Source organism: Nocardia jinanensis, assembly GCF_014645735.1.
Classification (GTDB): Bacteria; Actinomycetota; Actinomycetes; order Mycobacteriales; family Mycobacteriaceae; genus Nocardia; species Nocardia jinanensis.
Genome location: NZ_BMMH01000002.1, coordinates 659,422 through 685,410 on the forward strand (window position 1 = coordinate 659,422; position 25,989 = coordinate 685,410).

Sequence of the window (25,989 nt, forward strand, 5' to 3'; positions counted from 1 at the left end):
TCGGGCAGTCTAGTCGGGTCACCGTGACCTACGCCACGGCGGTTTTGTGCCCGTGCACAAACGCGAGACCCGAATGACGCAACATCGACACATTTTCTTCGAGCATGAGCACAGTCACACTCATCAGTACCCGGATCACCGGATCTCAGCTACGGAGTGTGCCCACGTGCAGCCAGAACAGGCCGTCGCGGCCGAAACGGTTATCGACAACGCCCTTGCCGAACTCGCCGAGGGCGAGCAGAAATGGTCACGGCTGCCGCTGGCCGGGCGGCGTGCCCTGCTCGACCGGATGCGCACGCTCACCGGGCAGCACGCCCGGGAGTGGGTCGAGGCCGCCGTGCGGATCAAGGGTCTCGACCCCGTGTCCCCGCTGGTGGGCGAGGAGTGGCTCTCCGGGCCCTACGTCTTCGCCACGAGCCTCACCGCGGTGTCACGGACCCTCGAATCGCTGGAGCGAGGGGTCAGCCCGCTCGCGAACGCGAAATTCGGCACCGCCGGGGGCCGGGTGACCGTGCGCGCACTGCCCGCCGGGCTCTACGACGAGCTTCTGCTCAGTGGTTTCCGTGCCGAGGTGTGGTTGCAGCCCGGCGTCGACGCGGACGCCGCGACGGCCGGTGCGGGACTCGCTCAGCTCGATCCCGCCCGCACCCAGGGGATCGGCGCGGTGCTGGGCGCCGGCAATATCACCTCGATCGCCCCGCTGGACACCATCTACGAACTCATCGCGCACAACCGGGTGGTAGCGCTGAAGCTGAACCCGGTCACCGATCCGCTGCTTCCGGTACTGGAGAAGATCTTCGCGCCGCTCATCGATCTCGGGGTGGTCCGGGTGCTCACCGGCGGCGCCGAGGTCGGCGGACGCCTGGTGACGCACGAACGGGTCGCGCACGTCCATATGACCGGCAGCGCCGTAACGCACGACGCCATCGTCTGGGGCACGGGCCCGCAGGCGGCCGAGCGGAAGCAGGCCGCGACCCCGCTACTGGACAAACCCATCACCAGCGAACTGGGCGGGGTGTCCCCGACCATCATCCTCCCCGGCGAATGGAGCACCGCCGACCTGGAATTCCAGGCCGAGCACATCGCGACCCAGCGGCTGCACAACGGCGGCTACAACTGTGTGGCCGCACAGGCGGTGATCGTCGCCGCGGACTGGCCGCAGAAGGATGCCTTCCTGGCCGCGCTCACCGCGGCCGTCGACCGGGCGCCGGCCCGTCACGCCTACTATCCGGGCAGCGACAACCGTGTGGCCGGAGCGCGCGAGAGCTACCCCGACGCTCGGCAGCTCGGTCGGCGGGGCGAACGACTGCTGGTGACCGGGCTGGACCCGGACGCGGACGAAGCGCTGCTCTCCTCGGAATACTTCGCACCCGTACTCGGCGTCGTGGAACTCCCGGGGAGCGGATCCGCTTTCGCCCGCACCGCGGTGGACACGGCCAACGAGAAGTTCACCGGCACCCTCGGCGTGAACATCGTCGCGCACCCGGACACCCTGGCCGCACTCGGCGAAGAGTTCGACACGATGATCGAGCGGCTGCGCTACGGCACCGTCGCGGTCAACGCGTGGACGGCGGTCGGCTACCTGACCCCCACCGCGAGCTGGGGCGCTTTCCCCGGGCATACGCTCGACGATGTGCAGAGCGGTATCGGCGTCGTACACAACGCCTGGTTGATCGACCGGATCGAGCGCACCGTCGTCCGGGGCCCGTTCCGCCCCGCACCGCGGTCGATACTGCACGGCGAATGGGCCCTCACCCCCAAACCACCGTGGTTCGTATCCAACCGGACCGCCGCGCGAACAGGACAGCTGCTCACCGATTTCGCCGCCGGTCCGCGTTGGTCGCGCCTGCCCGCCATCTTCGCCTCCGCCCTCCGCGGCTGAGGCCGGCGACTGCGACGCCCGAGTCACGCGCGAACGAACGGGGCACCCGACTCGGCGACAGGACCACCAGCACTGCCGACCCGCCGCCCCGGGTCGCCGAATTCACGCGGAGAGTCCCGTCCACTGCGTGGCGGTGTACGGGTGAGACCCTTCGGTACCGTTCCAGCGACTGATCATCACTGTCAGGTTCGACGGCGAGGCCGAACCCGGATGAATATAGCCCCCGTAGAGCGTGGGCATTCGCGGCTTGCCCAGATGCGCCGACGGCCTCGTATCGTCGTGTACCACGTGGATTCGCTCATCCGACCACACCGCATCGGGCCGGTCGGCCGTGCGGGTTTTGATACTCAGATCGACGCAGTCGAAATACGACATCACATAGGTCGACCCGATACGCGCGACCGAGAACTCGCCGAGCGCGTTACCGCGACCGAAGATCGGCGTCGGTGGATACCGATATGTGGCATGCCAACCCCATCGGCCGTCGATATGGGCCCAGTTCTGCTGCGCGGCGAAATTCCCGTGGAAGAAATCGGCGGGGTCATAGCGGAAGAGCTGGACGAAGCCGTGATCCCGGCGGTAGCGGTGGCTACCGTTCCAACGCTTGGCGAACACGTAGAGATAACCGTCCGGGTCGATACCGGCGAATGTCCACATACCGTACGGGTTTCCGTCGATACCGAGGGCCTGCCCGGCCCAGCGATGGTCGAAATCGCGCCAGGTGGCGCCGTGGTCGTCGGACCAGGCGATACCGGAGAAGGCCGAACCGTCGGTGTCGGAGTCCGGGCCGGCCCAGGTGTGCACCGCGGTGTACTGCACGAAGGTGCGGCCACCGATCTCGATGGCGTCGTTCGGGATACGCGAGACCTCGGTGACACCTGCGCCGTTGTCCGCGTTGTGCCGGTAGTCGAACACCTGGCGCGCCCGGTCGCCGGAGACCGTACCGGTGAACTCGACCGCGCGAGAACCGGACTCGTCGAACTCGTCCTGGGTCAGGATCAGCGGTGAGCCGAGGTAATCGCCGCTCTGATCCGGCCCGCACCACGAGTCACCCCAGAGATAGCCCCAGCCGCCTTCGCGCACCCGGCGATACGGGATGCACAGATCGCTCGATCCGAGACCGAGCGCGCTCGCCGAATCGCCGGGAACGTCGCACAGAAGAGTGCCTTGCTGGGGCAGCTTGTCGGCAATCGGCATCAGCGCGAGGGTACCCCGACACCCGTCGCCCGGACACACGTTCTCACCGAGGTCCAGAGCGAAAACCTATCGACTGTGCACGCGTTCAGGTCAGCCTGCCCGCGGCGCGGGCTCCGGCGTAAGCGCTCGACGGGCCAGGAACTGGCGAACTTGCTGTTCACCTACGAACTCGACCGGCGCCTCGCCGATACCCCGGCGACAGCCCTGGCCGCCCACCCCGGCGGCGCGAGCACGGAGGTCTTCCGCTACTCCCCGGCGGCATTCCGCCTCGCCATAGTCCGTCTCTTCGGCCGCACACCCGCCATGGGCGCGTTACCCACCCTGCGTGCCGCCACCGACCCGCGGGCCACCGGTGGCGACTACTACGGACCCGCCGGACTCTTCGAGATCCGCGGCTACCCGGGCCGGGTGAAGTCGAGCACCCGCTCATACGACCGCCACCGGCAGGAAAGCCTCTGGACGGCCTCCGAGAAGCTCACCGACGTGCGGTTCGCTGTGAGCGGAACCACCGGCAGCTGAAACGGCGTAATCTTGTAATCAAGTAATCGTTGGAGCTGGGAAGGTGCACCATGAGACATGGACATCGAGGACGCGGATTCGGCCGGCCCGGCGGCTGGCAGCAGGCCGATCTTCCGGACGCGGCGGACGCGGCGGACTGGTTCACCGGGCGCCTGCCCGGCGACTGGTTCACCGGCAGTCCCGCCATCGAGATCGACCGGGACGAGATCGTGGTGATCGGAGAACTACCCCTTCCCCGAACGGACTCCGCCGAGGACGAGAAGTCCGCGGCCACCGAGTCCGCGGAGAACGAGGACCAGAGCCCCCGCGGGATCCCGAACGCGACGAAACAGGGCGCGGTGGCGCGTTTCCGGGAGACCACCCGCGCTGCCCGTATGCAGATCGCCGATGAGGCCCAGCAGCGCTACGGCCGCAGTGTCGCCTGGGGGGTGTCGGTCGACGGTGAGCAGGTCCTGTTCACTCACCTGGCGGTGCCGGTGATGACCCGGTTACGCCAGCCGGAGCGCAAGGTACTCGACACTCTCGTCGACGCGGGTGTGGCGCGCTCCCGGGCCGACGCACTGGCCTGGACGGTGAGACTGGCGGGTCAGCACGCGGAAGCCTGGCTCGAGGAATTACGGGCGGCCATGAGCAAGGTCGAAGACCTGCGTTCCGAGGGCCCCCGAGGACTCTGACGACGCCCGGCTGCCCCAAGCCTTCGCGGGCCCCGGGTACAGCACCCGGGTCCGGTGGTGCCGGACACGGCACTACCGGACCGTCCGGCCGCCGGACGATCAGCCCAGATGCGCCGACAGCAGCCAGGCGGGAACCGATTTGCGGCCGTTCGGCTCATCGCGCAGGCCCTCGAACCGCATCAGCGGATCACCGGCCGGGGAGTCGAGGCCGTCCGGCAGATTCGCATGGATCCGCGCCGGGGCGATCTCGTCGATCACCCAGTACTTCGACACCGCTTCGCGCAGTTCGTCGGCGGTCACCGGGGCAGGTCCATGTTCGGGCAACTCGGGAAAACCGGCCCGGTCGAAGACCAGCGCGAAATACGCCGCACCCGGTGCGGCCGCCCGCGCGATCGAGGTCAGATAACTCTCCCGCGACGCCACCGGAATCGAATGGAACAGCGTGCTGTCGACCACGGTGCCGAAACGACCGTCGTAGCCGGTGAACGCGGTGATATCGGTGACCTCGAAAGTCGCGTTGTCCAGACCGCGCCGACGAGCCTCGGCCCGGGCGGACTCGATCGCGGTCGGCGCGAGGTCTAGTCCCACAGTGGTGAAACCGCGCTCGGCGAGATACAGCGAGATGGCGCCCTCGCCACATCCCGCGTCGAGCACCTCCCCCTTGAACCTGCCCTGCTCGATCAGCGCCGCGAGTTCCGGCTGCGGTTCCCCGATACTCCACGGCGGCGCCACATCCGGCCCGAACGGGCCGTCGCCGCGATAGACGGATTCGAATTCGAAATCACCCGGTGTGGTCATACTCCACGAGTAGCAGGCGGCCCGGCGCATGTACATGTAACCGGGCAGCAGGTCCGGTTTCATTCGAGCCGGGCCGGCCGACCGCTCAGCGGTGACGCGGTACGCCACTCCGGGCTGCTCAGGCGCCCACGGCCCAGCAATGCGGCCGACTGCCCCCGAGCCCGCCCCTCGCCCGAAGCCACTGACTGGGCCGGTGTTCCGAAACCTCGCGCGGCACCGGTGCGGACACTAGCGCGTGGTATTCGGCGTTTCCATCCACCCCGCGGGCTTCAGCCGACACTATCGCGATCATCACCGAGGGCCCCGGATAAGACCTTCGCCTCGATCCGTCTGAGTCAGGTACCTGCAGTTATCGACAATTCTGCCTGATTTCCATGGCATCGCCTCTCGTCACGACTGCCGGCGCAGCGCGGGCAGGCACACGCCAGCAGGTCGCCTCTCCGAGAATATTCGCAGGCAGAACATCACTTTCATGCGAATGCGGCCTGCAATGACGGTAGACGAACTCGCTCCGGCAAATTCGCGCAATCCGCGGACGAGACACCTCCACAACTGCTAAGTTACTGAGCATTCTTTCCATATCGACGCGGGTGGCACCTAATGGTCCGCCGCGATGTTCCAACTCGACGAGGAGTGGCGACATGGACCGATTCAACAGGCGCGATGCGTTGAAGGCGGGTGGCGTACTGGGTGCGTTCGGCGCACTCGCCATAGCGACCCCGGCCAGAGCGCAACCGTGGACATGGTCGCCGCAGGGGTCCGTCGCGGGCAGCGGGGCCGGCATCGATCCGCTGGGCGTATGGGATCCCGAGGCCGACGAACTGGTCGCCTCACTGCTCGACCGCGGCGAGGTTCCCGCGATCAACGGCCTGCTGCGGACCTGGACCCGCAACAGTCAGCCGTTACCGGCCGGGCTACCTCCCGACCTGCGGGACTTCATGGAATACGCTCGGCAGCTGCCCCAGTGGACCGATCCGGGCAAACTGGCCACGGCCGTCGATTTCAACAAGAAACGCGGCCTCTACCTCGGTGTGCTGTACGGCCTGGCCAGCGGCATGATGAGCACGGTCATCCCCAAGGAGGCGCGAGCGGTCTACTACTCCAAGGGCGGACACGATCTCAAGGACCGCATCTCCAAGACCGCGAAACTCGGCTACGACATCGGCAGCGGCAACGCCTACGGCCCGGACGGGCAGATGGTCGTCACCTGCGTCAAGACGAGGCTTGTGCATGCCGCGGTACGGCATCTGCTGCCCCAGTCACCGCATTGGGTGCACTCGGCCGACGAGGATATCCCGATCAGCCATAACGACATCATGGTCACCTGGCACAGCCTGCCCACCACCGTGATGCGTCACCTCACGGCATGGAAGGTGCCGATTCCCGCACCCGAATCGGATGCGTTCCTGCATTCCTGGCAGGTCGCCGCGCATATGCTCGGCGTCCGCGACGAATACATCCCGAATTCTTGGGACCAGGCCGATTCTCAGGCCGCTCAGGTGCTGGATCCGATCATCGCGCCCACTCCCGAGGGCGCGAAACTGGCCGACCGCCTGCTGCGCCTGGGGACGAACCTCGACCTGGCGATTCTGAGCAAAGGGATCCTCGGCGCCTTCACGCGATTCCTGCTGGGCGACAATATCGCCGACGGGCTGGCCATCGCTCGTGAGCCGGTCTGGGATCCGCTGCTGCGGTTCAGCTGGGGTCCGTTCATCGCGGTCCGCGAAGGCGTACTCACCATCGCCCCGCCGACCCAGGAAGCGTACTGGCTCTTCGACGAGTTCCTGCGCCAGTTCGCCCTGTGGTATCTGGCCGAACTCCGGATGCCCATCAGTATCGAGCTCCCGACGATGAACCGGGATATGAGCCGCCCACCACGCTGACCCGGCGGCCCGGCCGAGCCCGCACGGACCGATTCCGTGCGGGCGAGCGGGTGTGTGCGACAACCGCGCCCATACCCGACAAAGTCGCAGTCACAGCCGCCCGGGTGGGCGGCCACTCCCTACTGAGCGGCGGCGGGACCCTGCTCCGCTACCGGGAGCCAGCTGTTTCCCGGTACGGTCCAGCACCGCTCCTTGATCATCTTCCGGGCCGCGCGCCGGTTCCGGCCGATCAGCCGGTCCAGATAGAGCATTCCCGCGAGATGATCGGTCTCGTGTTGCAGGCAGCGGGCCAGGTACCCGGCTGCTTCGACCGTGACCGGCCGTCCGGTCATGTCCACGCCCGTCACCTCGGCCCGGTACCCACGCGCGGTCGGAAACCATTCGCCCGGAACGGAGAGGCACCCTTCGAGATCATCGTCGGGGTCGGGCATCGTCTCCGGGAGTTCGGAGGTACGCAACACCGGATTCACGATATGGCCGCGATATCGGGTTCCGGCGTCGACGAGATCGTAGACGAATACCGCACGCGGGTCCCCGATCTGGTTCGCCGCGAGACCGGCGCCGGGCGCAGCTGTATTCGTATCGAAGAGATCACCGACGAGAGTGGCGAGGTCGTCGTCGAAAACACTGACCGGAACCGCGGTGGTGGTGAGCCGCGGGTCGCCGGCGATGAGTATCGGTCGCACTGTCATGCGGGCAGACTACTCAAATGCGAGTAGTCGTGTAAGACTGCATCGGTGAACGAGACCCGGTTGTTCGTACTGGCCGCCCTGGCCCGGCGCGGCCCGATGCACGGCCACCAGCTGCGCCGCGATGCCCGCCTGGACCGCGCCGACCTGTGGTCACGGGTGAAACCCGGATCGTTGTACGGCGCACTGCATCGTATGGAGAGCGAAGGGCTGGTCCGGCCGCTCCGCACCGAACAGCAAGGCGCACTGCCGGCGCGCACGATCTACCAGATCACCGACGAGGGCCTACGGGAACTGCGGGCCCTGCGCGACGAAGCCTTCACCGAGGTCGACGTCCGGCCCGATCCGGTCGACCTCGCGCTGGCCGTCGGCGACGATCTGGATACCGAGCTGCTGCGCGGCTATCTCGAGGACCGAATCGCCGCGCTCCGCGCACTCGGCTCCCGGATCGAGCACCAGCTCGACCGCCGCTGGCCCGACCAGCGCATCGCGGACGACCTCATTGCCGAGCACGCCCGGATGCGGATCCGCACCGAGATCGACTGGCACGAAAAGGTTCTGGCCGAAATCGACACACTGTCCGAGCCGTAGGCATGATCCGGCCCGGCGACCGCCCACTGCGCCATCGGCTACATCGACCTGCGGCGCCCGTCCGGCATCAATCGATGGCGGAGAAGTCCATGCGCATCCACGAGACCCATGTACCGGTGCCGGTTTCACGCTCCCAGAGTGCGGACATGAACGATCTGTCCTCGGACGGCCGGAGAATGCTGCGCATACCCTCGCCATCGAAGCGCCAGGACCCGTCGTCGTTCGGGTGTGCGGTCATGGTGCTGTATGCCCCGGAGGCATCGAAGGCTCGCATCGCGTAGGTGCCGGCATCCGAGTCGTAGTCGCCGATGAGCTCGAGAGCCCGGGTATGCGCGTCACCCATCATGACGTCGACGCGGTGCAGGATCCACCGGCCTCCGGCCATCCACTCGTATTCGTCGGTGCCGTCGATATTCATCGTCTGCCGGCCGTGCTCGTCGAGGACGACGCCGGATGTCTTCCACCGGCCGATAATGGCTTCGAACCGGCGCATCGCATGTGCAGGTGTGGTCATCCGAGGTTCTCCTCTCGCCGGTGGCCGCGCGATACAGCGCGCCGGTGCCCGGTCGGTGCGCTCGTGGAGTAGACGAGGCGGACCGGACGAACTCATCGGGCTTGTACTTCTTCGCGGACCTGACGAGCGAATCCGAATGCTCGCCCACAGCCACAGTCACGGCGCCCAGGACGGCATCGACCCGGGGGCCACCGCAGAAATCGAGCCGATACTCCGACCTCGCCACGTACTATCAGGCGTCGAAGAGTAGATAGAGCCCGGTGAAGGTGAAACCGACCATGAGCAGCATGAGCGCGAGCTGTCCGGTGAGCCGATGCGCCGGCGGAAGCAGCCGCAGGCACCGATCGTGCGCGGCGGCGACACCCAGAATATGGCCCGTGACCACCGCGAGCACTTTGATCGTCCCGAGCAGCGCCGGGTGTGCGGAGAGCACATAGGCGATATCGCGATCGGCCAGGCCCAGCAGATTCCATCCGGCACCGAAGGGATCCGCGAACAGGATCACCGTCGCCTGCCCCTTCTCGACCAGGAAGGTCAGATAGTGGGCGGTCACGTATCCCGCGACGATGGGGGTCAAAGTGTAGGAGAGCCGCCTGGGGAGCAGCCTGCGATCGGCACTCGAGAGCCCTCCCGCGGCCGCCGCGGCGAACCGGAAACCCACCCCGACGACACCGATGAACACCAGCAATCCGAGAGTGGACACCAGCGTCGCCGGAAGTCCCGCATCGCCCGCACCCGATACCAGGCCGCGCCACCCCGGGAACAGCGAGAAACTGTCGAACGCCGTGGAACCGAGCAGCGTCGCCGCCACCGCCACCGAACCTGCCCCGACGGGTGTTCCGGCGAGATTCGCCAGCGGAGACCGCAGCACCAGCGCGCCCCCCGCGCCCCGGCCGACCGGGCTCAACCGGCCCAGCAGACTGCTGTAGACCTCGAGCGGATCCGCCCGTTCGGCCCAGGTGGTGCCGAAGACGATCAGCCCGGCCCCGGCGACGACCAGATATCCGGTGAGCCACAGGGTCACCGCCGTCACCGAGCCGGGGTCGGGTGCGGCCAGTTCCAGCCAGACGAAGGTCAACAGCCCGAGTGCCGCCGGCCACCTCCCCCACGATTCGGGATACCGCAGCAGACCGGTCTCGGGTCGGCGCCCGCAGGCCGCGCAGAGCGCGCGGTGCACGGCCCGCGCCGGGGACAGCACCTTCCACACCGGTCCGACAGCCAGCGACGCGACCGGCACCCCGACCCACAGGAATACGTAGACGACACCTGGAACCGGGCTGCGGGCCGGATCGGCGGGGCCGACCACTCCGATCGCCAGTACCGTGCCGAACGCCACGACACTCACTGCCGCGACCACCGCGCGCAGCGTCGGCGCGTCCACCACCGACCGCAGCCCCGAGGGCAGCGCGATACCCGGTGATTCCGGATCCAGTCGCGGTTCCCGCCAGGCGAAGGCGATCACCGCGAACGAGAAGGTCAACGCCCACGCCGCGCCGATCAGGGCGTAGGTCAGCGGAATCGGCAGGTCCGCCGCACCACCGAGGCCGTGTGCGAGCAGTGTCATTCGCGAACGAGCAGGGTGGCCACCGTATGCCCGGCGTGGTGTAGTTCGATCTCGACGCGCCCCGGCACATCGACGGTGAACCGGAAGCGCTGACCTGTACCGGGGGTGATCGCGAAGGTGTGGTCGGGCTCGGCGTGCACATGCAGTTCGTCGTCGGTGTCACTGTCGACAACGATTTCGATCGGCCGACCCACGCGTGCTTCGAGCCGGGCATCGACGGGTGTGACCGTACCGTCGGCGATTCGTACTGCGACGATCACGGATTCGATGCCCTGCGACGCACTCGCATCGCTCGCGCCGGAGCGTTCCGGTTCGCTGCTCGCGCAACCGGCCATCAGCAGGCCGACGGCCAATACCGGGATGCACAGGCGGGAGACGGACGGCATCAGTCCTCCTTATCGGGTTCGGTATCGAAATCGGCGTCCCGATCGTGCGGCCCGACCTCGTCCTCCCCGCTGCTACGGTCGCGCACCGCGATCACGACGACCACACCCGCGATGAGGAACGCCGGGAGAAAAGCGGGGACCGCCAGCAGGATCGAATGGTCGGCGAGCAGGACCACGCCGTCGTATCGATCGGTCATGGCACGGGCGCCTGTTCCTTCTCCTCGGTGCGGGATCCGTGCGGATACCGATCGTCGATCCGGGCGGCGCCCCAGGACAGGGCCGCGATCAGGGCGAGACTGCACGCCAGCACGACCAGCGAGGCCGCCGCGAACAACCACGCCGGATGATCGAAGGACCGCTCGCGCTGCAACACAGTGATCTCGGCGACGAAGGGGCGGGTGAACGAGTCGAGGGCGGGGACCTCCGCTGCGCCGATACCGGGATCTGCGGCCATGAAGATCGGTAGCGCGGTCAGTGTCCGGCCGTCCTGGATCCGCAACAGAGTTTTCCAGCTTCCGTGCACCGGAACAGGTTTCGTCGAAACGTAATGGCCTTCGCCTGCGCGCCGGAGATGATCGATCACCAGCCCCCGGCCCGGACTGTCGCCGCCGACCCCTCCCTGCCAGGCGAGGATCTGGATCCATTCGGGATCGGTGCCGACCAGATCCGCCGGGGTGAGCCGGATATCGGCGTACACCATCCGGCCGCCCTGTTCGGGTGCGTCGCGCAGCTGTACCGCGGCCCGGGCGCCTTCCGGGACTTCGATCATCAGACCGTTGGTGGTGGCGGCGGCCACGATCGCCACGACGGCCACCACCAGTGCCCGGCGTACCGCGGGGCGCGGGAGCGGTTCGCCACGCAGTACGACGGCCAGCATCGCCCCGACGACACCGCCCGCGATACCGGTGGGGATCGCCATCGCCAGCAGTTCCGGCCACATCGCCGACGGCCAGGGATCCACGAAGATCGCGGCGATCCACAGCGATTCGAGCCAGAGTCCGATGGTGGCCGCCGCCAGACCGCATATCGCGCCCCACAGGATCCGGCGCCGGGCCAACGGCAACAGGGCCAGTAGTTCCACCACGACGGCCACGCCGAGATAGAGGGGGAACACATTGCGCGGCGCGTCGATGATCGGCCCGCCCACCAGCACGGCGACGACGGCGCGCACCACTGCGGCGAAACCGACCACGACCAGGGTGCTACCCGCGCCGAGAGTCAACCGGGCGGCGACGAGGGCGATCGTGGCCGCCGCGACGATCAGCATCGGTTGCAGCACGAGGCGGAACTGCTCGACACCGAAGTCGTATTCGACCTGGAAGACCGATAGTCCGATGAGCAGGCCGCCGAACGCGCAGGCGCGCAGCAGCCACATCCACCGGCTCTCCCGGCGGTCCGGGTCCGGCCGGTTGCGCGAACCCTCGAATTCGAGCAGCAGCACGCCCACCAGCGAGAACCCGGCTCCGCCGATCAGCATCAGATGGGTCGGACCCCAGAGCGTGACGTCCTGGCCGAAGATCCGGTGCCATACATCGTCGAGCGGGAACCCGATCAGGGCATACAGTCCGGCACCGGCCACGAGGATCCCGCCGACCGGCGCGTACCAGGTACGGGTGATCCGCACCGCCGCGGGACCGGGTTTCTCGTCCAGGGGCAGCACTATCGCGGCCATACCGGCGGTGAACAGGAAGAACAGGCCCGCGAGGATGAAGTAGTGCGCCGGGTTGGCCAGCGGACCCTCGTCGCGGCCGTTACCGATGTGCAGGCTCACATCCCAGATGAAACCGAGCAGGGCGGTCAGGATGGTGGCGAGGAACATCGCCAGCGGCAGTGCCACCCAGCCGGGCCGGTTGAACACCCGGCCGAGCCGGTCGGCGATCCGCTGCAGCCAGGTGATCCGGCGGGTCCGGTGCAAGTAGCCGACCCACAGCAGGACCAGCGCGATCACACCGGCGGACCCGGACATGACCGCGACCTGATCCAGCGCCGCGCCACCGCCTTCACCGGCCGGCGCCGCCGACCCTCCGAGCACCTCGTACGCACCGTCCGGCACAGGACCTCCACACCCTGACTGAATTATGTGTGACGAAAAGTAGCATGAATATCCGCCGGGCAGGGAAGGTTCCCGGACGTGTCACGATCTCACTGCGACACGCCGACTCCGCACGTGATCGACCACAGCGGGCGCACCGCCCGTACCGAGCGCAGGCCCGTACAACGGCCCCGGAAACCCATGGCCGAGAGCAACCCGGTGACCTGAGACTACGCCCGCAGTGGCGCGGATGTCCGTGTCCGGAAGTACCGACCCCGACCCACGTCGCCGGCCCCGGCGCAGCGTGCGGCACGCGCCCGGCCGGATGCGCGCACCGTCTCGCGGGCAGGGATCGCGACCGGGTGCGCCGGCGCCGCGATCAGCAGAATCTGATGATCGAGGCGATTCCGACGATGAGCGAATAGGCCGCGAAGGGCAACAGCGTACGGGTCTGGAAATATCGCTCCAGGAAGCGGACCGCCAGCCACGACGAGATTCCCGAAACCAGCGCGCCGGCCAGGATCGGTCCGTGGATCCCCTCGGTCTCCGGTCCGACCAGTACCGGAATCTCGACCAGGCCGGCCCCCAGGATCGCCGGTGTGGCGAGCAGGAAAGCGAATTTCGCCGCGTGCACGTGTTCGAGACCGCGCCACAACCCGCCGACCATGGTCAAACCCGCCCGGCTGAACCCGGTCAGCAACGCCCCGAGCTGGGCGAAACCGATACCGAGCGCATCGCGGGCGTCGAGAGCGGCCAGCCGCCGGTCGGCCTGGCGGCGAGCATTCTCCTGACTGGTCGCGCCCCGCCGGCCCGATCCCCGCAATGCGAAACGCCGCCCGTATTCGGCCAGCGTGGGCTCGTTGCGCCGGCGCAACCCCTCACCCACCAGCAAGACGACTCCGTTGAGCGTCAGGAAGAACCCGGTGCAGATCGGTGCGGCGAACAAGGCGTGCAATGGATGCACGAGCAGCGGGCCCAGGATCGCCACCGGAACGGAGGCGATCACGATCAACCACGCCAACCGCTGTGCCACGGTGACCGGTCGTCGTGTCCGCAAGACGGTGACGAAACCGGAGATGATCTCGTACCAGTCCCGGCGGTAGTGACAGAGCAACGCGACCGCTGTCGCCACGTGCAGCGCGACCACGAACGCCAGATAAGGTGTCCCGGATTCGGATTCGTCCGGACCGACCAGTGTCTGCCAGTCACCACCGAGCCAGGCGGCGAACAGCACGGAATGACCGAGACTCGAAACCGGGAACAGTTCGGTGACACCCTGTACCGCACCGATGACCGTGGCCTGAACGTAGGTGAGCATCGCGATGATTCTTACACGGGTCCCGCCGGCCTCCCGGCGGGGTCCGGCGAGCGCCCGGAACGCCCGAAAGTGCCGGTTCGCAGCATCTTTCGTAATCGTCGCGCCGAGCCGAGAGTCGTCGGTGGCCGCCGCCACGGCGCAGGTCGCACCCGCCGGGGATCCGCACCGGTCACCACGCGCGGGACACACTCGTTCGCAACGCCACCCGCACCGAACCCGCAGGTAGGCTCCGGGTATGGCCAGTCGCGAATCGGAGAGTGCGCCCACCACACCGGCTCGTCGGACCGCCCGCTATCTGTTGTCGGCGGCGCTGGTCTTCGCGGGTGTGAGTCATCTGTTCTGGGCCCGGGAGGAGTTCCAGGCCCAAGTGCCCGATTGGGTACCGATGGACAAGGACGGCGTGGTGATGGCCTCCGGCGGTGTGGAGATCATGCTCGGCGCGGGCCTGGCCGTGTTCACCCGGGACCGCGTACGGATGGGCCGGATCGCCGCGCTGTTCTTCGTCGCGGTGTTCCCCGGCAATATCGCCCAGTGGCAGGGCCACCGCACCGCCTTCCGGCTCGATACCGACCGGAAACGCTTCGTACGACTACTGTTCCAGCCGGTGCTCGTCCTGTGGGCGCTGTGGTCCACCGGTGTCCCCCGCGGCGCGAAGGGATAGCCCGCCGTCCCGGAACGCGATTCCGCCGGCGCGGCGACCGGTCACCGGTGCGCGGGAACTGCTCGACCGCGCCGCGAGCCGGGTGAACGGGGGCGCTGGCTAGGCTCGACTCATGCCTTCCCGAGCCCCCACTGTCGACCGGCTGCGCCCCTTCGCCGCCACTATCTTCGCCGAGATGACCGAACTCGCGGTCCGCCACGAGGCGATTAACCTGGGGCAGGGTTTCCCGGACAGCGATGGGCCCGCGGATATGCTCGAGGTGGCCCGCGAAGCGATCGCCGACGGTCTCAATCAGTACCCGCCGGGCCGCGGGATGCCGGTGCTGCGCCACGCGATCGCCGCGGACCGCGCCCGCCGCTACGGCACCGGCTACGACCCGGATACCGAGGTGCTGGTGACGGTGGGCGCCACCGAGGCGGTCAGCGCCGCGGTGCTCGGATTGGTGGAACCCGGCTCGGAAGTGGTGCTGATCGAGCCCTACTACGACTCCTACCCCGCGGCGGTGGCCCTGGCCGGCGCACGGCGGCGCACCGCACGACTGGTCGCCGACGGCGACCGTTTCGTACTCGACCGCGACAGTCTGCGCGCCGCGATCACTCCGGCCACCCGCATGCTGATCCTGAACTCACCGCACAACCCCACCGGGACGGTTCTGGATCGCGCCGATCTGGCGGCGATCGCCGAGCTGGCGTGCGAACACGATCTGCTGGTTCTCACCGACGAGGTGTACGAGCATCTCGTCTACGACGACGCCGAACATCTGAGCATCGCCACATTCCCCGGGATGGCCGAGCGGACGCTGGTGGTGTCGAGTGCCGCGAAGACGTTCAGTGTCACCGGCTGGAAAATCGGCTGGATCTGTGGCGCGGCGCCCCTGATCGACGCGGTGCTCGCCGCCAAACAGTTTCTCACCTTCGTCGGTGGTGGCCCGTTCCAGCCCGCGGTCGCGCACGCGCTGACCCATGAACTCGACTGGGTGGCCCGGCTCCGCACCACTCTCTCCGAGCAGCGATTGCGTCTGTCCGCCGCGCTCACCGATACGGGTTTCCGGGTACATCCGAGCGCTGGTAGCTATTTTGTCTGCGCCGATATCCGTCCACTGGGCGCGGACGACGGGGTGCGGTTCTGCCGGGAACTGCCCGGACGCCTCGGCGTCGCCGCCGTGCCGGTAAGCGTTTTCAGCGACGATCCGGACTCGTGGCGGCATCTCGTCCGGTTCACCTTCTGTAAGCGGCGGCAGACGTTGGACGAGGGCGTGCGGCGCCTGCGGTCGGCGAGCACCACCTAGCGGGTCGCGGGATATCGATGGCCACCTGCCCGCGCGGCCGGGTCAGCGCGGCGCCCGCAACATCCGTCCGGCCGCGTCCACAGCCGGACCGGAACTACCCGCGTCGGCGATGAACACCGCGAACGCGAGATCGTCCTGGATTCCGATGAACCAGCCGTGCGCCTTGCTGTTGTCGCCGTATTCGGCGGTGCCGGTCTTACCCAGCAGGCCCGGAATATCGGCGAGCTGGGTGGCGGTTCCCGCGGAGATGGTCTCCCGCATCATGGTTTTCAGATCCCCGGTAACCGAGGCGGGCAGCGGTGGCGGTGTCCGATCGGGCCTGCCCGGAGAGCCCCCCGCCACCACCGGTGCCGGGGTGGATCCGTGCGCCACGGACGCCGCCACCAGTGCCATCCCGAACGGCGAGGCCGTCACCTGTCCCTGACCGATACTGGCCTCCACCCGCTCGGCCGGGGTCCGCGCGACCGGAACGCTTCCCGTCACGGTGGTCAGTCCGGGCGTCACGTAGTCCACACCGAGTCCGAGACGCTCCGCGGTGTTCTTCAGTGCCTCCGGCGGTAACCCCACCGCGAGCCCGGCCATGGTGGTGTTGCAGGACCGGGCGAATGCGGTGTGCAGCGGCACCTGCCCCAGATCGAAACTGTCGTCGTTGGGGATGCGGCGACCTTCGATATCGGCGACACCGGGGCAGGGCAGCACGGTGTCGGGTGTGGCGCGCCCCGCGTCCAGCACGGCGGCGGCGGTGACCGTTTTGAATGTCGACCCCGGCGGATACAGACCGGTGAGCGCGATCGGGCCCTCGGTATCGGCCGCGGCGTTCTGCCCGACCGCGAGGATCGCGCCGGTCGAGGGCCGGATGGCGACTATCGCCGCGGGAGTGGTGATGGGATCCAGGGCGGTTTTTGCGGCGCGTTGCAATCCGACATCGATGGTCGACCGGATATCGGCGGTGGGGCGCGGATCCGCACCGGCGATCCGTGTCGTGCCGTCGGCTGTCTGCGCACGCACGGCCCAGCCCGCGGCGTCGTCGGCCTGTTGCTGCCAGAGTTCGCTCAGGCCGGACAGGGTCGGCGCGGACATCGCCTTATCGGTGGTCAGCAATCGTGTTTGCGGGGCGAGGGTCACCCCGCGGGTCGCGCTCAGCGCGTCACGGATCGGCGCGATATCGGCTTCGCGCAGGCTGATCGCGGTCACCGGTTTGCCCTGGGCGGCGGTCAGATCGGCGTCCAATGAGGCCGTGGTGATCCCGGGGGCGAACGTTGCGAGCAGACCCGCCGCCTCGGCGGTGTCCGCGCCGGGCGCCAACTGCACCAGCGTCACCACCTGTTCGGTCATGAGTTCACCGCCCGCGGCATCGAGCACTCGGGCAGGTTGCGGATAGACCGGTGCGTAACTCAGTGGGCCGGTATCGAGACCCGGCGCGACGGTGGCCGGATTCCAGTGCACCTTCCAGCCGTCCGCGGTCTCACCGGCGGTGCCGGTGGTGGTGTACTTCCATTCTCTGCGCCCGTCGGGGCCGAATTTCCAGGTCACATCGAGGGTGAAGGTATCGTCGCGCACATCGGCGACCTCGAAGGTCGCTTCTCTGCCCAGTCCGTCGTAGAGCGAACCGAGGGTGTCGCGGGCCCGCGCCGGATCATCGGTGAGCGCGGCAGCGGCACCGATATCGTCGCTGTCGAGGGCTTCGGTGAAGCGGTCGGCGACGGTGTCCGGCTCGGGCGGCTCCGAGGAGCAACCGGCCAGCGCCAGACCGAGGGCGGTCAGGAGGACGACGAGTTTCCGATCGGTGCGCACCGGTTCGACTGTATCGACCGCGACCGCGGCAGGGGCGGATGGCCGAGGTTCTCGTGTTGCGCCACCATCGCACAGCCGGTCACATCAGGTCCGGCCCCGGACAAATCGGTGGTGCCCGGCAGACCGGTGCCGAGATGGTCCCCCGTCGGCGGGGCTACCGTTTGGCGCGCACCGAGACACGCGGGGCCGGCGCGCCGGCCGATTCCGGGCGGGGTCTGGTGTTCGTGACGAACCGCTGACGCCTGTCGGGACCGGCGGCTACGCGGTCAAGGTGCGCGCGAAGAGTTCACGCAGTTCGCGATAGTGCCGTTCCGCGCCTTCCTCCTGGTACGCGGCCGTATCGGCCATCGTGTAGCCGTGTACCGCGCCCGGATACACCGCGGTGCGGTAATCGATCCCGGCGGCCTGTAACGCGGTGTCGAACGCGGCGATCTGTTCCGAGGTGTTGGACGAATCGTTGTCGGCGTGTCCCGCCAGTACCGCCGCCCGGATCCCGGGCAGCTCGAGGTGGGGGCTGCCGGGATCGCCGGTGACGATGCCGCCGGTATGGAACAGGCCGATCGCGGCGACCTCGTCGGGCCGATGCGCGGCGAGTCGCAGAGCGGCAAGCCCACCGAAGCAGTAGCCGGTCGCCCCCACGGTCCGCCCGGCGATGCCGGGGAGACCGTGTAGCGCCGCCAGCCACCTCTCGCCGTCCGCACGCACGATCTCCGGGGTCAACCGGTGTACCCGGTCCATGACACCGGAAGCGAAGAAAGCCTGCCGGCTCTCCGGATCGTTCAGATCGCCGGTCGGAGCCAGATCCACGGCTCGCCCGTCCCGCCAGAACACATTGGGCGCCATTACCACATGACCCCAGGACGCGATCCGGTCCGCGATGCGCTCGATCTGGGGTCGCAGACCGATCGCGTCCTGATAGAGCAGGACCCCCGGGCCGGCGTCTCCCGCCACATACGCTTCCGCGGACCCATCGGACATTGCGATCTCGATCGTCGTCACAATCGTGACCCTACCCAACGACTTCCCGGCCGAGCAGGGCAGCGTTCACCCGGGAGCGCCCGGGCGGGCTCGCGGTTTTCGTGCCGCGTCGAGCAATAATCGCACCGCATGGTCGACCACTTGGTCCAGGATTTCGGCGGGCTCACCCTCGAACACCCGGAATTCCGCGGTGACCTCGCCGTCGGCGGCGACGGCGAACCACACCGAACCCGGTTCCTGCCCGTCCTGCGGATCCGGACCACCCGCCCCGGTCACCCCCACGGCCACAGTCGCCTCGAACAGTGTCCGGACTCCCTCGGCCATCGCGCGCGCCGCCGCCTCGCAGACCACCGGACCTTCGGGAACACCGAGCACATGATGTTTCACCGCGCGGCTGTATGCCACCACCGCACCGCGGAACCACTCCCCCGAGTTGTTCGCGGCGCCCAGCGCCGCCGCGAGCTGACCGGAGGTCAGCGATTCCGCGACCGCCACCCGGATTCCGGTACGGCCCGCGATAGCGGCCAGTTCCTCGGCGTGGTCACGAGCTCGCCCCGATACAGCCGGCACAAGAACTCCTTCCGATTCGGATCACTCGGTCGCCGCCGAGATCCAATGTGAGTCGAAGAGTGCCCGATCCGCGGCGGCGACCTCGTCGAGACTCCACCGCCGGCCCGCGCGGACAGCGGACCTCGTTCGGTCGGCTTCGCAGTGGATACCGATAGGAACCCGTCGGTCAGTCACCGAAACTCCAGTCACCGTCCCAATCCCCGTAATCCCGGTCGCCCCGGTTACGACGCCGCCCCGCGGATCGGTCACCGAAGGCCGTACGGCGTTCCTCGCGCCGCCGGTCGTACCGACGGTCGAGCACCGAGACGACGACAGCCCAGAGGACGGAAATGGCGGAGAAGCACAGGATCACGACAACCCATACCAGCAGACCCATCTCTCGACGGTAGCGGGGAGAACCCGGCCCGGCACGCACTTTCCGCGGCACGTCCGCCACCCACCTGCGGATTCACGAGATACCCTGCCATCGCTACAGTCTCTGCGTGTGACGCCGAGCCACGAACCGGGACCGGCCGCGGGCTCCACAAGCCGCCTGTGGATATCGGCGATTCAGGGTCGCTTGTCCGGGAACACCGGCACATCGTCGTCCCACGGCTGCCGCACGACCATATCGGCGACCCGCACCGAACCACTTTCGATCTCACCGGTCGCCGCATCCACCAGCCGATAGCGCTGGGTCTGCCGATGGATCGGCTGTGCGTCCAGCAGCACCACCCGCACCTCGCCCGGCTCGAACCCACAGCGCTGCTGCAGTGCGGCGATCAGCTGCTCGCTGTGCAGATGACCGTCCCCGAAGTTCCAGCCCAGGGCCGTGGAACAGATCCGCTCACCGTCGGTGAGGACATAGTCGGCCTCGTCGTGATCGGCCATGGCCCGGTGGGCCAGCGTGAACAGCGCTTTGCCGTGGGTATTGAAGGCGCGGAAGGCATAGCCGAGATACAACGGGATCTGCGCGGCCTCCGGACTCCCGTAGAAGCGCTGCAACTGCGCGGCCGGCATGGTGGCGACCGCGACGATCCCCGCGCGGATCTTCGCGTCGGCCGACGGCCGGATACACCACAGCGTGGTGTCCCAGTTGCCGGCGTAGTACCGCATCCCCGGCAGGAACGAGACCTTCCGCGGGAAGAAGTTCCCGAGCGCGACCACACCCGCGAGAGCGATCAGCAGCAGCACCACGGGCACCGGGTTGCCCACCGCGGAGACGCCGATATCGGCATGCGCGACGAACAGTGTCAAGACGCCGAAGATCATGAAAACGTTCCACTCGAGCGGCACCCCCATCGGGATCGCCGTGAGGATCACCAGGTGGAAACAGATCAGCGCGGTGGCGGCGAGCACGGTCGGCCACCCACCGTGCGAGAAGAACAGCACCAGCGGCGCGCACATCTCCACCGCGGTACCGCCGTGCGCGAACCACCGTGACAGCTTTCCCGGCCGCAGATCGTCGGGGAACCGCTCGAAGAACAGCCGTTTGAGGACCCGCGGCCGCACCACCGGACTGTTCGACATCATCGTGGCGACCACGAACGGGAAGTGCTTGTTCAGCTTCGATACCGCCGCGCCGACCCAGATGACGACGAAAACAACCTTGGCTCCGACGATCAGGTCCGCCCCGCCGAAGAGGAACGTGACAGCGAGGGCCGCGTACACCTCACCACGCGCAGCCAGGAAAATCGTCTTGTCGCGAAGTCCGAGCAGCGCCAGCAGGCCGAGCACCACCGCGATCTGCCAGGTGGGCAGGACACCGACGGACGTATCGAGCGAGGCGTCCGGCCCCGTTCCATTCGAAACCAGTGCCACCGGCAACATGATCAGCAGCGCGGCGTACAGCACCACTTCGAACAGCGTGCGGCGGGTGCCCCGGGTGCCCGGCACCCGGTCCGGCCACGGTGGCAGGCGAATCGTGCCCGGTCGCAACCAGTACAGGAGCGACCCCATCGGCGGGAAGAACCGGTTGTTCAGCGGACCGAACCCGCAGCCGAGACCGACGACCTCGAAAAGCATCGTGAACAACACGACCTTCTGGAACACGATCGGCTCCGACCACCACGTACCGACCGAGGTGAATCCGTCGATACCCGCGGTGGTCAGCGCGAACAACCATCCGCCGAGGATGTAGAGCCCGATCTTGCCGACGTAGCAGAGATACAGGATCACCGGCGTGCCGAACCCGACCTCGGCCCAGTGCCGCGCCATCGGACGGATCCTCTCCGCCCGGGTCCCGCTGCTCCATTCGTCGAAGTCGACCACCGGCAGGTTCGGCCGGAGAATGCCGAACAACCGATCCGTTCCACCCACTGCGTTCTCGTTCCCGTATGCCATTCGATCAACTCGATCATCGCACCACTGCTGCCGCCGATGAGCGAGAACGACCGCGCAACCTGGAAGCGTGGCGCCGCATCATCATCGAACAAGGCGCCGATCCGGCACCGCCGCGCAATCATCACCCGCTACGGGATCCGACGTGCGGAAACAGGGCGCCATGGATCGACGACCACTTCCGCCTCGAGCGTTTCCGACGGCCTGCGGTAAGTGCCGATCCATGCCGGACGAGACCGAGGAGCGGCCTTACCACCACGGGAATCTCCGCGCCGCACTGCTGGACGCCCGGCGAGTGTCGTCAGGGCGTCGCTTGTCTCGATAAGCCCGTCACCTGTCGCACGGCGGGCCCCGGCACCCGGAACGGCCCGCGACGGTTCGGCGGCCGGCACCTCGCCTCACCGGAGATCACACGCGACGCGCGTAGGGTCGCGCCATGGCGACTGTTGCTCAGCACATGATCTCTGCGTTGCAGGTCAGCGGTGTCAGTCGTGTCTACGGGCTGCCCGGTGACAGTCTGAACGGTTTCACCGACGCGATACGGCGATCGGGCGCCATCACGTGGGAGCATGTGCGGCACGAAGAGGCCGCCGCGTTCGCGGCGGCCGCGGATGCCGCGCTGACGGGCCGGCTCGCCGTATGTGCCGGCAGCTGCGGGCCGGGCAACCTTCATCTCGTCAACGGACTCTACGACGCACAGCGGACCAGGGTCCCCGTACTGGCCGTCGCCGCACACATCCCGATCGGCGAGATCGGATCCGGATACTTTCAGGAGACTCACCCCGAGGAGTTGTTCCGCGAGTGCAGTGTGTACTGCGAACTCATCAGTAGTCCGCAATCGGCCCCGCGGGTGGTGGAGATGGCGATGCGGGCGGCGATCGAGGAAAACGGTGTCGCCGTCGTGGTGATCCCCGGTGAGGTATTCCAGAGCCGTCTGTCCGGCGAGCGATGGAGCGGCCGGCCGGTGCTGCCCTCCCGGTCGGTGCTGCGGCCGGACGATTCCACGCTGCGCCGTGCGGCGGATATCCTGAATGCCGGGTCGCGGGTGACGATTCTCGGCGGGGCCGGCACCGGCGGCGCCCACGCCGAGGTCATGGCTCTGGCCGATACTCTGCAATCTCCGGTCGTGCACGCGTTTCGCGGCAAGGAACACCTGGAGTACGACAACCCGTACGACGTGGGGATGACGGGATTGCTCGGGTACGCCTCGGGATACAAGGCGATAAAAGAAGCCGATGTACTGCTGATGCTGGGCACCGACTTCCCGTATACGCAGTTCTATCCCGAGGACGCCGCGGTCGTCCAGGTCGATATCCGCGGCAGCCACCTCGGTCGGCGCACCCCGGTCGACGTCGGCATGGTCGGCAGCGTGAAGGACACGATCGACGCGCTGCTGCCGCTGCTGTCGCGGAAAGCCGACCGGACGCATCTGGACAAATCGCTGAAGCATTACCGGCGCACCCGTGAATCGCTGGACTCGCTGGCGGTCAACGACCGGGACCGCACACCTATCCGGCCCGAATACGTCGCGGGCGTGGTGAACCGACTGGCCACCGACGACGCGGTGTTCACCTTCGACGTGGGGTCGCCGACGATCTGGGCGGCGCGTTACCTGACCATGAACGGCCGGCGACGCCTGACCGGCTCGTTCACGCACGGCACCATGGCCTGCGCCTTGCCGCATGCGATCGGTGCGCAGACGGCCTACCGGGGACGCCAGGTGATCGCCTTCGCCGGGGACGGCGGACTGACGATGCTGTTCGGCGAACTGATCACGCTGCTGCAGAACGATCTACCGGTCAAGGTGATCGTGTTCGACAATTCGTCGCTGAACTTCGTGGAGCTGGAGATGAAAGCGGCCGGGGTGGTGAACTTCGGTACCGACCTGAAGAACCCCGACTTCGGTGCCGTCGCCCGGGCGATGGGGATCTGGGGGCGCCGTGTAGAACAGCCCGGGGACCTGGAACCGGCCATCGAGGAGGCCTTCGCACACGAGGGGCCCGCACTCGTCGACGTCGTCGTGGCACGGCAGGAACTGACGATTCCGCCGGCCGTCTCGGCAGAGCAGGCCAAAGGCTTCACCCTCTACGCCATTCGCACCATCCTCGCGGGCCGGGCCGACGAACTGCTCGACCTGGTCACCACCAATGTCGCCCGACGTATTTTGGACTAGCCCTGTCGCGGAAGATCCGCGCATCACCACTGGCGGTCGGTCCTCGCTACCCTGCCACCACGGTCGCGGCGCGTGCCGAGATCTCCCGGCTGCCCGGAACGCGGCCGGCGGCGCGATGACCGCTCAGTTCAGCACGGCGTCGGCGGTGATCGGGAGGGTACGTACACGCACCCCCGTCGCATGGTGCACGGCGTTGGCGATCGAGATCGCGCAGACGCGCCCCGGAAGCGACGAAGGTGGGGCCGGCGTGCTCCGCCCTCGGGTTATCGCCGCCCCTTCCCGCGAGCCGACCTGAGACGGGCGAAGGACCCGGACATGACGCGGCGCCACCAAGGGTCGAGCCGACTCGGGTCGGGCCAGCTGACAACATCCTGCTGATCGTCGCGTGAGGATCGCTGCCGCCTGAACTTGTCGACCATGACCTTCCTTTCCTCGATGTGCGCGCCGACCCCGGCGATCCGGACATCGCTGCGCCGCCGGCCGAGCCTTGGGCCGGGCAAATGCTGACGAGATGGCCTCGACGGCCCGTGCTTACGGCAGGACCTCGGGGCACATCTTCTCGTCCTCGAAGAGCAAGCTTCCCGGCTCGGGACTGTGTGGGTGCCTCATCCGCTCCATCCACTGTGGAAGAACTCTCGCGGGAGAGTCCACCCGGTCTTCCCACTGAGGAGTGGGCCCTGCTCTGGTACTCATCAGCAAATCGCTACGCCTCACAATTTCGATACAGACATCCGCGGCAGACCTGCTCCGGCAGGGCGCCTGTCGCCGTAGGTACTGGAGTCTCGAATCCTTGGTAATGAGATGTGGTTCCGGACGTCATGGCAAATGTCCGCAGCCCGGGTGGTCAGGGGCATCCGGCAACGAGCGTTTTGCCGCGACCGCAACTCCACTTAGAATGAACGAATGTTCATTCTAAGGAAGCAGGACAGGACGAGCTGGGATGGCCAGAAGCGAAGCTCACTACGCGGCGATGCGAGCCGCGACCGATGAGAAGGTCCGCGCGGCGGCGGTCCGGCTCTTCGCTCGTCGCGGATTCGGGGGCACGACCATGCGTGATGTCGCCCGCGAGGCGGGTATCAGTCCCGGCTCGATCTACCGTCACTACGAGACCAAAGAAGAGCTCTTCGCAACCTTGGTCGGCCAGGCCACGGAGGGCCTACTCCACCTCGCCCGCCTGTTCCGGGACAACGAGCCCCCAAGGGTGATCCTGCGCCGGTTCACCACGGAAGTTCTCGCCGATATCGCGGGAGACGGGGAGTTCCCCGAGTTCTTCCTGATCATGAACCAGTCCTTCGGCCGGCAAGACGGTCCGCCCGAAATCCGGTCACTGGTCGATGCGCAGTCGGCCGCGATGAACGCTGCGCAAGGATTGATCAGCCGGGGCCAACAGCTCGGCGAATTCCGTCGTGGCGACCCGGCGGAGCTGGCGACCTGCTTCTTCGCCGCTGTGAGCGGCCTGGCGACGATGAAGTTGGCGCTGCGCGGCCAACTCGTTGTTCCCGGCCCGGACGTTCTGACCGCATTCCTGATCGAGGACAACCATGACAATTGAGATCGTTACAGGCCGCGAACTGGGAGAGGATTACCGCAGACCGATCACCGAGGTCTTCGCCGATGCCTTCGGTCCCGACTTCTCCTACTTCGCCAAAAGCACCGCCCAACTCACCGACACCTTCGAACACATGTTGGTGCTCGACCTGTTCTATGTGGCCCTCGTCGACGGCCGGCCGGCGGGGATCACAGCCTGCACCGACGGCCGGCAGCAATGCGTCGCACCCAATGGTGGGCAATTGCGCAAACACCTGGGGCCGGTGAACGGAACGATCGCCCACTTCGTGTTCCGGCGCGAATTCCTGCGGACCATCCGCGAAGCCGGCGACGCGACAGCGTCTCTCGAATTCGTGGGGACCTCATCGCGTCACCAAGGCCGCGGGGTCGCCACCGCATTGCTGACTCACCTACTCGCGCTCCCCCGATACAGCGAGTACCTCCTGGAGGACATCGCCGACACCAACTCCACGGCGCTCGCACTCTACGAACGGCTCGGCTTCGTCGAGTACAAACGACGGAACGTACGCCACACCAAACGAACCGGCATCAATCACTACATCTCGATGAAGCTCGTCCAGAACTGACCCACCTCGGCGTGAAGGTGAGGA

Annotated in this window: 24 protein-coding genes; 10 read left to right on the forward strand and 14 right to left on the reverse strand. The window is 67.6% G+C overall.

All coding sequences use genetic code 11. From position 1 onward, the window contains the following. Positions 1-166: 166 nt before the first annotated feature. Entirely contained in the window at positions 167-1,882 is a 1,716-nt protein-coding gene (locus tag IEY68_RS07550) for an aldehyde dehydrogenase family protein (protein WP_062996689.1), read from the forward strand. Between the two features lie 102 nt (positions 1,883-1,984). On the opposite strand, the gene IEY68_RS07555 is transcribed toward IEY68_RS07550, so the two are convergent. Next, complete coding sequence (locus IEY68_RS07555) at positions 1,985-3,079, reverse strand: DUF4185 domain-containing protein (RefSeq protein ID WP_062996687.1); 1,095 nt, start codon at positions 3,077-3,079, stop codon at positions 1,985-1,987. 150 nt (positions 3,080-3,229) lie between these two features. Here IEY68_RS07555 and IEY68_RS07560 point away from each other — a divergent pair, with 150 nt between their 5' ends. Further along, positions 3,230-3,598: an SDR family NAD(P)-dependent oxidoreductase gene (locus IEY68_RS07560; protein WP_062996685.1), complete on the forward strand. Its 369-nt coding sequence runs from the start codon at positions 3,230-3,232 to the stop codon at positions 3,596-3,598. Between the two features lie 50 nt (positions 3,599-3,648). Further along, positions 3,649-4,272, forward strand: a complete 624-nt coding sequence (gene abmR / locus IEY68_RS07565) for an ATP-binding transcription factor AbmR (RefSeq protein WP_062996683.1) — start codon at positions 3,649-3,651, stop codon at positions 4,270-4,272. Between the two features lie 99 nt (positions 4,273-4,371). On the opposite strand, the gene IEY68_RS07570 is transcribed toward abmR, so the two are convergent. Next, positions 4,372-5,070 carry a class I SAM-dependent methyltransferase gene (locus IEY68_RS07570; protein WP_062996829.1) on the reverse strand — a complete coding sequence of 233 codons (699 nt, stop codon included), beginning with the start codon at positions 5,068-5,070 and terminating at the stop codon, positions 4,372-4,374. 641 nt (positions 5,071-5,711) lie between these two features. Between IEY68_RS07570 and IEY68_RS07575 the strand changes: the two genes are divergently transcribed. Continuing rightward, positions 5,712-6,953 carry an oxygenase MpaB family protein gene (locus IEY68_RS07575; protein WP_062996681.1) on the forward strand — a complete coding sequence of 414 codons (1,242 nt, stop codon included), beginning with the start codon at positions 5,712-5,714 and terminating at the stop codon, positions 6,951-6,953. A gap of 119 nt (positions 6,954-7,072) precedes the next feature. Here the strand turns inward: IEY68_RS07575 and IEY68_RS07580 are convergent, their stop codons facing one another. Then, complete coding sequence (locus tag IEY68_RS07580; protein WP_062996679.1) at positions 7,073-7,645, reverse strand: peptide deformylase; 573 nt, start codon at positions 7,643-7,645, stop codon at positions 7,073-7,075. A 45-nt stretch (positions 7,646-7,690) separates the two neighbouring features. On the opposite strand from IEY68_RS07580, the gene IEY68_RS07585 reads away from it, so the two are divergent. After that, positions 7,691-8,233, forward strand: coding sequence for a PadR family transcriptional regulator (locus tag IEY68_RS07585; RefSeq protein WP_062996677.1), 543 nt, complete (start codon positions 7,691-7,693; stop codon positions 8,231-8,233). A gap of 67 nt (positions 8,234-8,300) precedes the next feature. On the opposite strand, the gene IEY68_RS07590 is transcribed toward IEY68_RS07585, so the two are convergent. The 6 genes from IEY68_RS07590 to IEY68_RS07615 all read right to left on the reverse strand — a co-directional run bounded on the left by IEY68_RS07590 (position 8,301) and on the right by IEY68_RS07615 (position 14,053). After that, a complete protein-coding gene (locus IEY68_RS07590; protein ID WP_189094109.1) occupies positions 8,301-8,747 on the reverse strand; it encodes a DUF1579 family protein in 447 nt (148 codons plus the stop codon). A 232-nt stretch (positions 8,748-8,979) separates the two neighbouring features. Continuing rightward, entirely contained in the window at positions 8,980-10,311 is a 1,332-nt protein-coding gene (locus IEY68_RS07595; RefSeq protein WP_062996673.1) for a hypothetical protein, read from the reverse strand. Next, complete coding sequence (locus tag IEY68_RS07600) at positions 10,308-10,697, reverse strand: hypothetical protein (protein ID WP_062996671.1); 390 nt, start codon at positions 10,695-10,697, stop codon at positions 10,308-10,310. The genes IEY68_RS07595 and IEY68_RS07600 overlap by 4 nt, the downstream gene beginning before the upstream one ends. Continuing rightward, positions 10,697-10,894 carry a hypothetical protein gene (locus IEY68_RS07605; RefSeq protein WP_062996669.1) on the reverse strand — a complete coding sequence of 66 codons (198 nt, stop codon included), beginning with the start codon at positions 10,892-10,894 and terminating at the stop codon, positions 10,697-10,699. Before IEY68_RS07605 ends, IEY68_RS07600 begins: the two co-directional genes overlap by 1 nt. Further along, a complete protein-coding gene (locus IEY68_RS07610) occupies positions 10,891-12,663 on the reverse strand; it encodes a hypothetical protein (protein ID WP_229718678.1) in 1,773 nt (590 codons plus the stop codon). The genes IEY68_RS07605 and IEY68_RS07610 overlap by 4 nt, the downstream gene beginning before the upstream one ends. A 445-nt stretch (positions 12,664-13,108) precedes the next feature. Continuing rightward, positions 13,109-14,053: an undecaprenyl-diphosphate phosphatase gene (locus IEY68_RS07615; RefSeq protein ID WP_062996825.1), complete on the reverse strand. Its 945-nt coding sequence runs from the start codon at positions 14,051-14,053 to the stop codon at positions 13,109-13,111. Positions 14,054-14,282: 229 nt separating this feature from the next. On the opposite strand from IEY68_RS07615, the gene IEY68_RS07620 reads away from it, so the two are divergent. Beyond that, complete coding sequence (locus IEY68_RS07620) at positions 14,283-14,708, forward strand: DoxX family protein (protein ID WP_062996667.1); 426 nt, start codon at positions 14,283-14,285, stop codon at positions 14,706-14,708. A gap of 112 nt (positions 14,709-14,820) precedes the next feature. Continuing rightward, positions 14,821-15,996: a pyridoxal phosphate-dependent aminotransferase gene (locus IEY68_RS07625; RefSeq protein WP_062996665.1), complete on the forward strand. Its 1,176-nt coding sequence runs from the start codon at positions 14,821-14,823 to the stop codon at positions 15,994-15,996. Positions 15,997-16,038: 42 nt separating this feature from the next. Here the strand turns inward: IEY68_RS07625 and IEY68_RS07630 are convergent, their stop codons facing one another. The 5 genes from IEY68_RS07630 to IEY68_RS07650 form a co-directional block, all read right to left on the reverse strand. Next, positions 16,039-17,790 (reverse strand): penicillin-binding transpeptidase domain-containing protein, encoded by a 1,752-nt coding sequence (locus IEY68_RS07630; protein ID WP_062996663.1) that lies wholly within the window; start codon positions 17,788-17,790, stop codon positions 16,039-16,041. Positions 17,791-18,048: 258 nt separating this feature from the next. Then, entirely contained in the window at positions 18,049-18,768 is a 720-nt protein-coding gene (locus tag IEY68_RS07635) for a dienelactone hydrolase family protein (RefSeq protein ID WP_062996659.1), read from the reverse strand. A 66-nt stretch (positions 18,769-18,834) separates the two neighbouring features. After that, positions 18,835-19,338, reverse strand: a complete 504-nt coding sequence (locus IEY68_RS07640) for a CinA family protein (protein WP_062996657.1) — start codon at positions 19,336-19,338, stop codon at positions 18,835-18,837. Positions 19,339-19,504: 166 nt separating this feature from the next. Then, complete coding sequence (locus IEY68_RS07645; protein WP_062996655.1) at positions 19,505-19,714, reverse strand: hypothetical protein; 210 nt, start codon at positions 19,712-19,714, stop codon at positions 19,505-19,507. 173 nt (positions 19,715-19,887) lie between these two features. Continuing rightward, the gene (locus IEY68_RS07650; RefSeq protein WP_062996653.1) at positions 19,888-21,660 is read right to left on the reverse strand and encodes a DUF3556 domain-containing protein; all 1,773 of its coding nucleotides are present in this window, start codon (positions 21,658-21,660) and stop codon (positions 19,888-19,890) included. 433 nt (positions 21,661-22,093) lie between these two features. Between IEY68_RS07650 and poxB the strand changes: the two genes are divergently transcribed. The 3 genes from poxB to IEY68_RS07665 all read left to right on the forward strand — a co-directional run bounded on the left by poxB (position 22,094) and on the right by IEY68_RS07665 (position 25,965). Next, positions 22,094-23,830 carry a ubiquinone-dependent pyruvate dehydrogenase gene (poxB, locus tag IEY68_RS07655; RefSeq protein ID WP_062996651.1) on the forward strand — a complete coding sequence of 579 codons (1,737 nt, stop codon included), beginning with the start codon at positions 22,094-22,096 and terminating at the stop codon, positions 23,828-23,830. Positions 23,831-24,770: 940 nt separating this feature from the next. Continuing rightward, positions 24,771-25,382 (forward strand): TetR/AcrR family transcriptional regulator, encoded by a 612-nt coding sequence (locus IEY68_RS07660; protein WP_229718653.1) that lies wholly within the window; start codon positions 24,771-24,773, stop codon positions 25,380-25,382. After that, entirely contained in the window at positions 25,372-25,965 is a 594-nt protein-coding gene (locus IEY68_RS07665; RefSeq protein WP_062996646.1) for a GNAT family N-acetyltransferase, read from the forward strand. Before IEY68_RS07660 ends, IEY68_RS07665 begins: the two co-directional genes overlap by 11 nt. Positions 25,966-25,989: the final 24 nt, after the last annotated feature.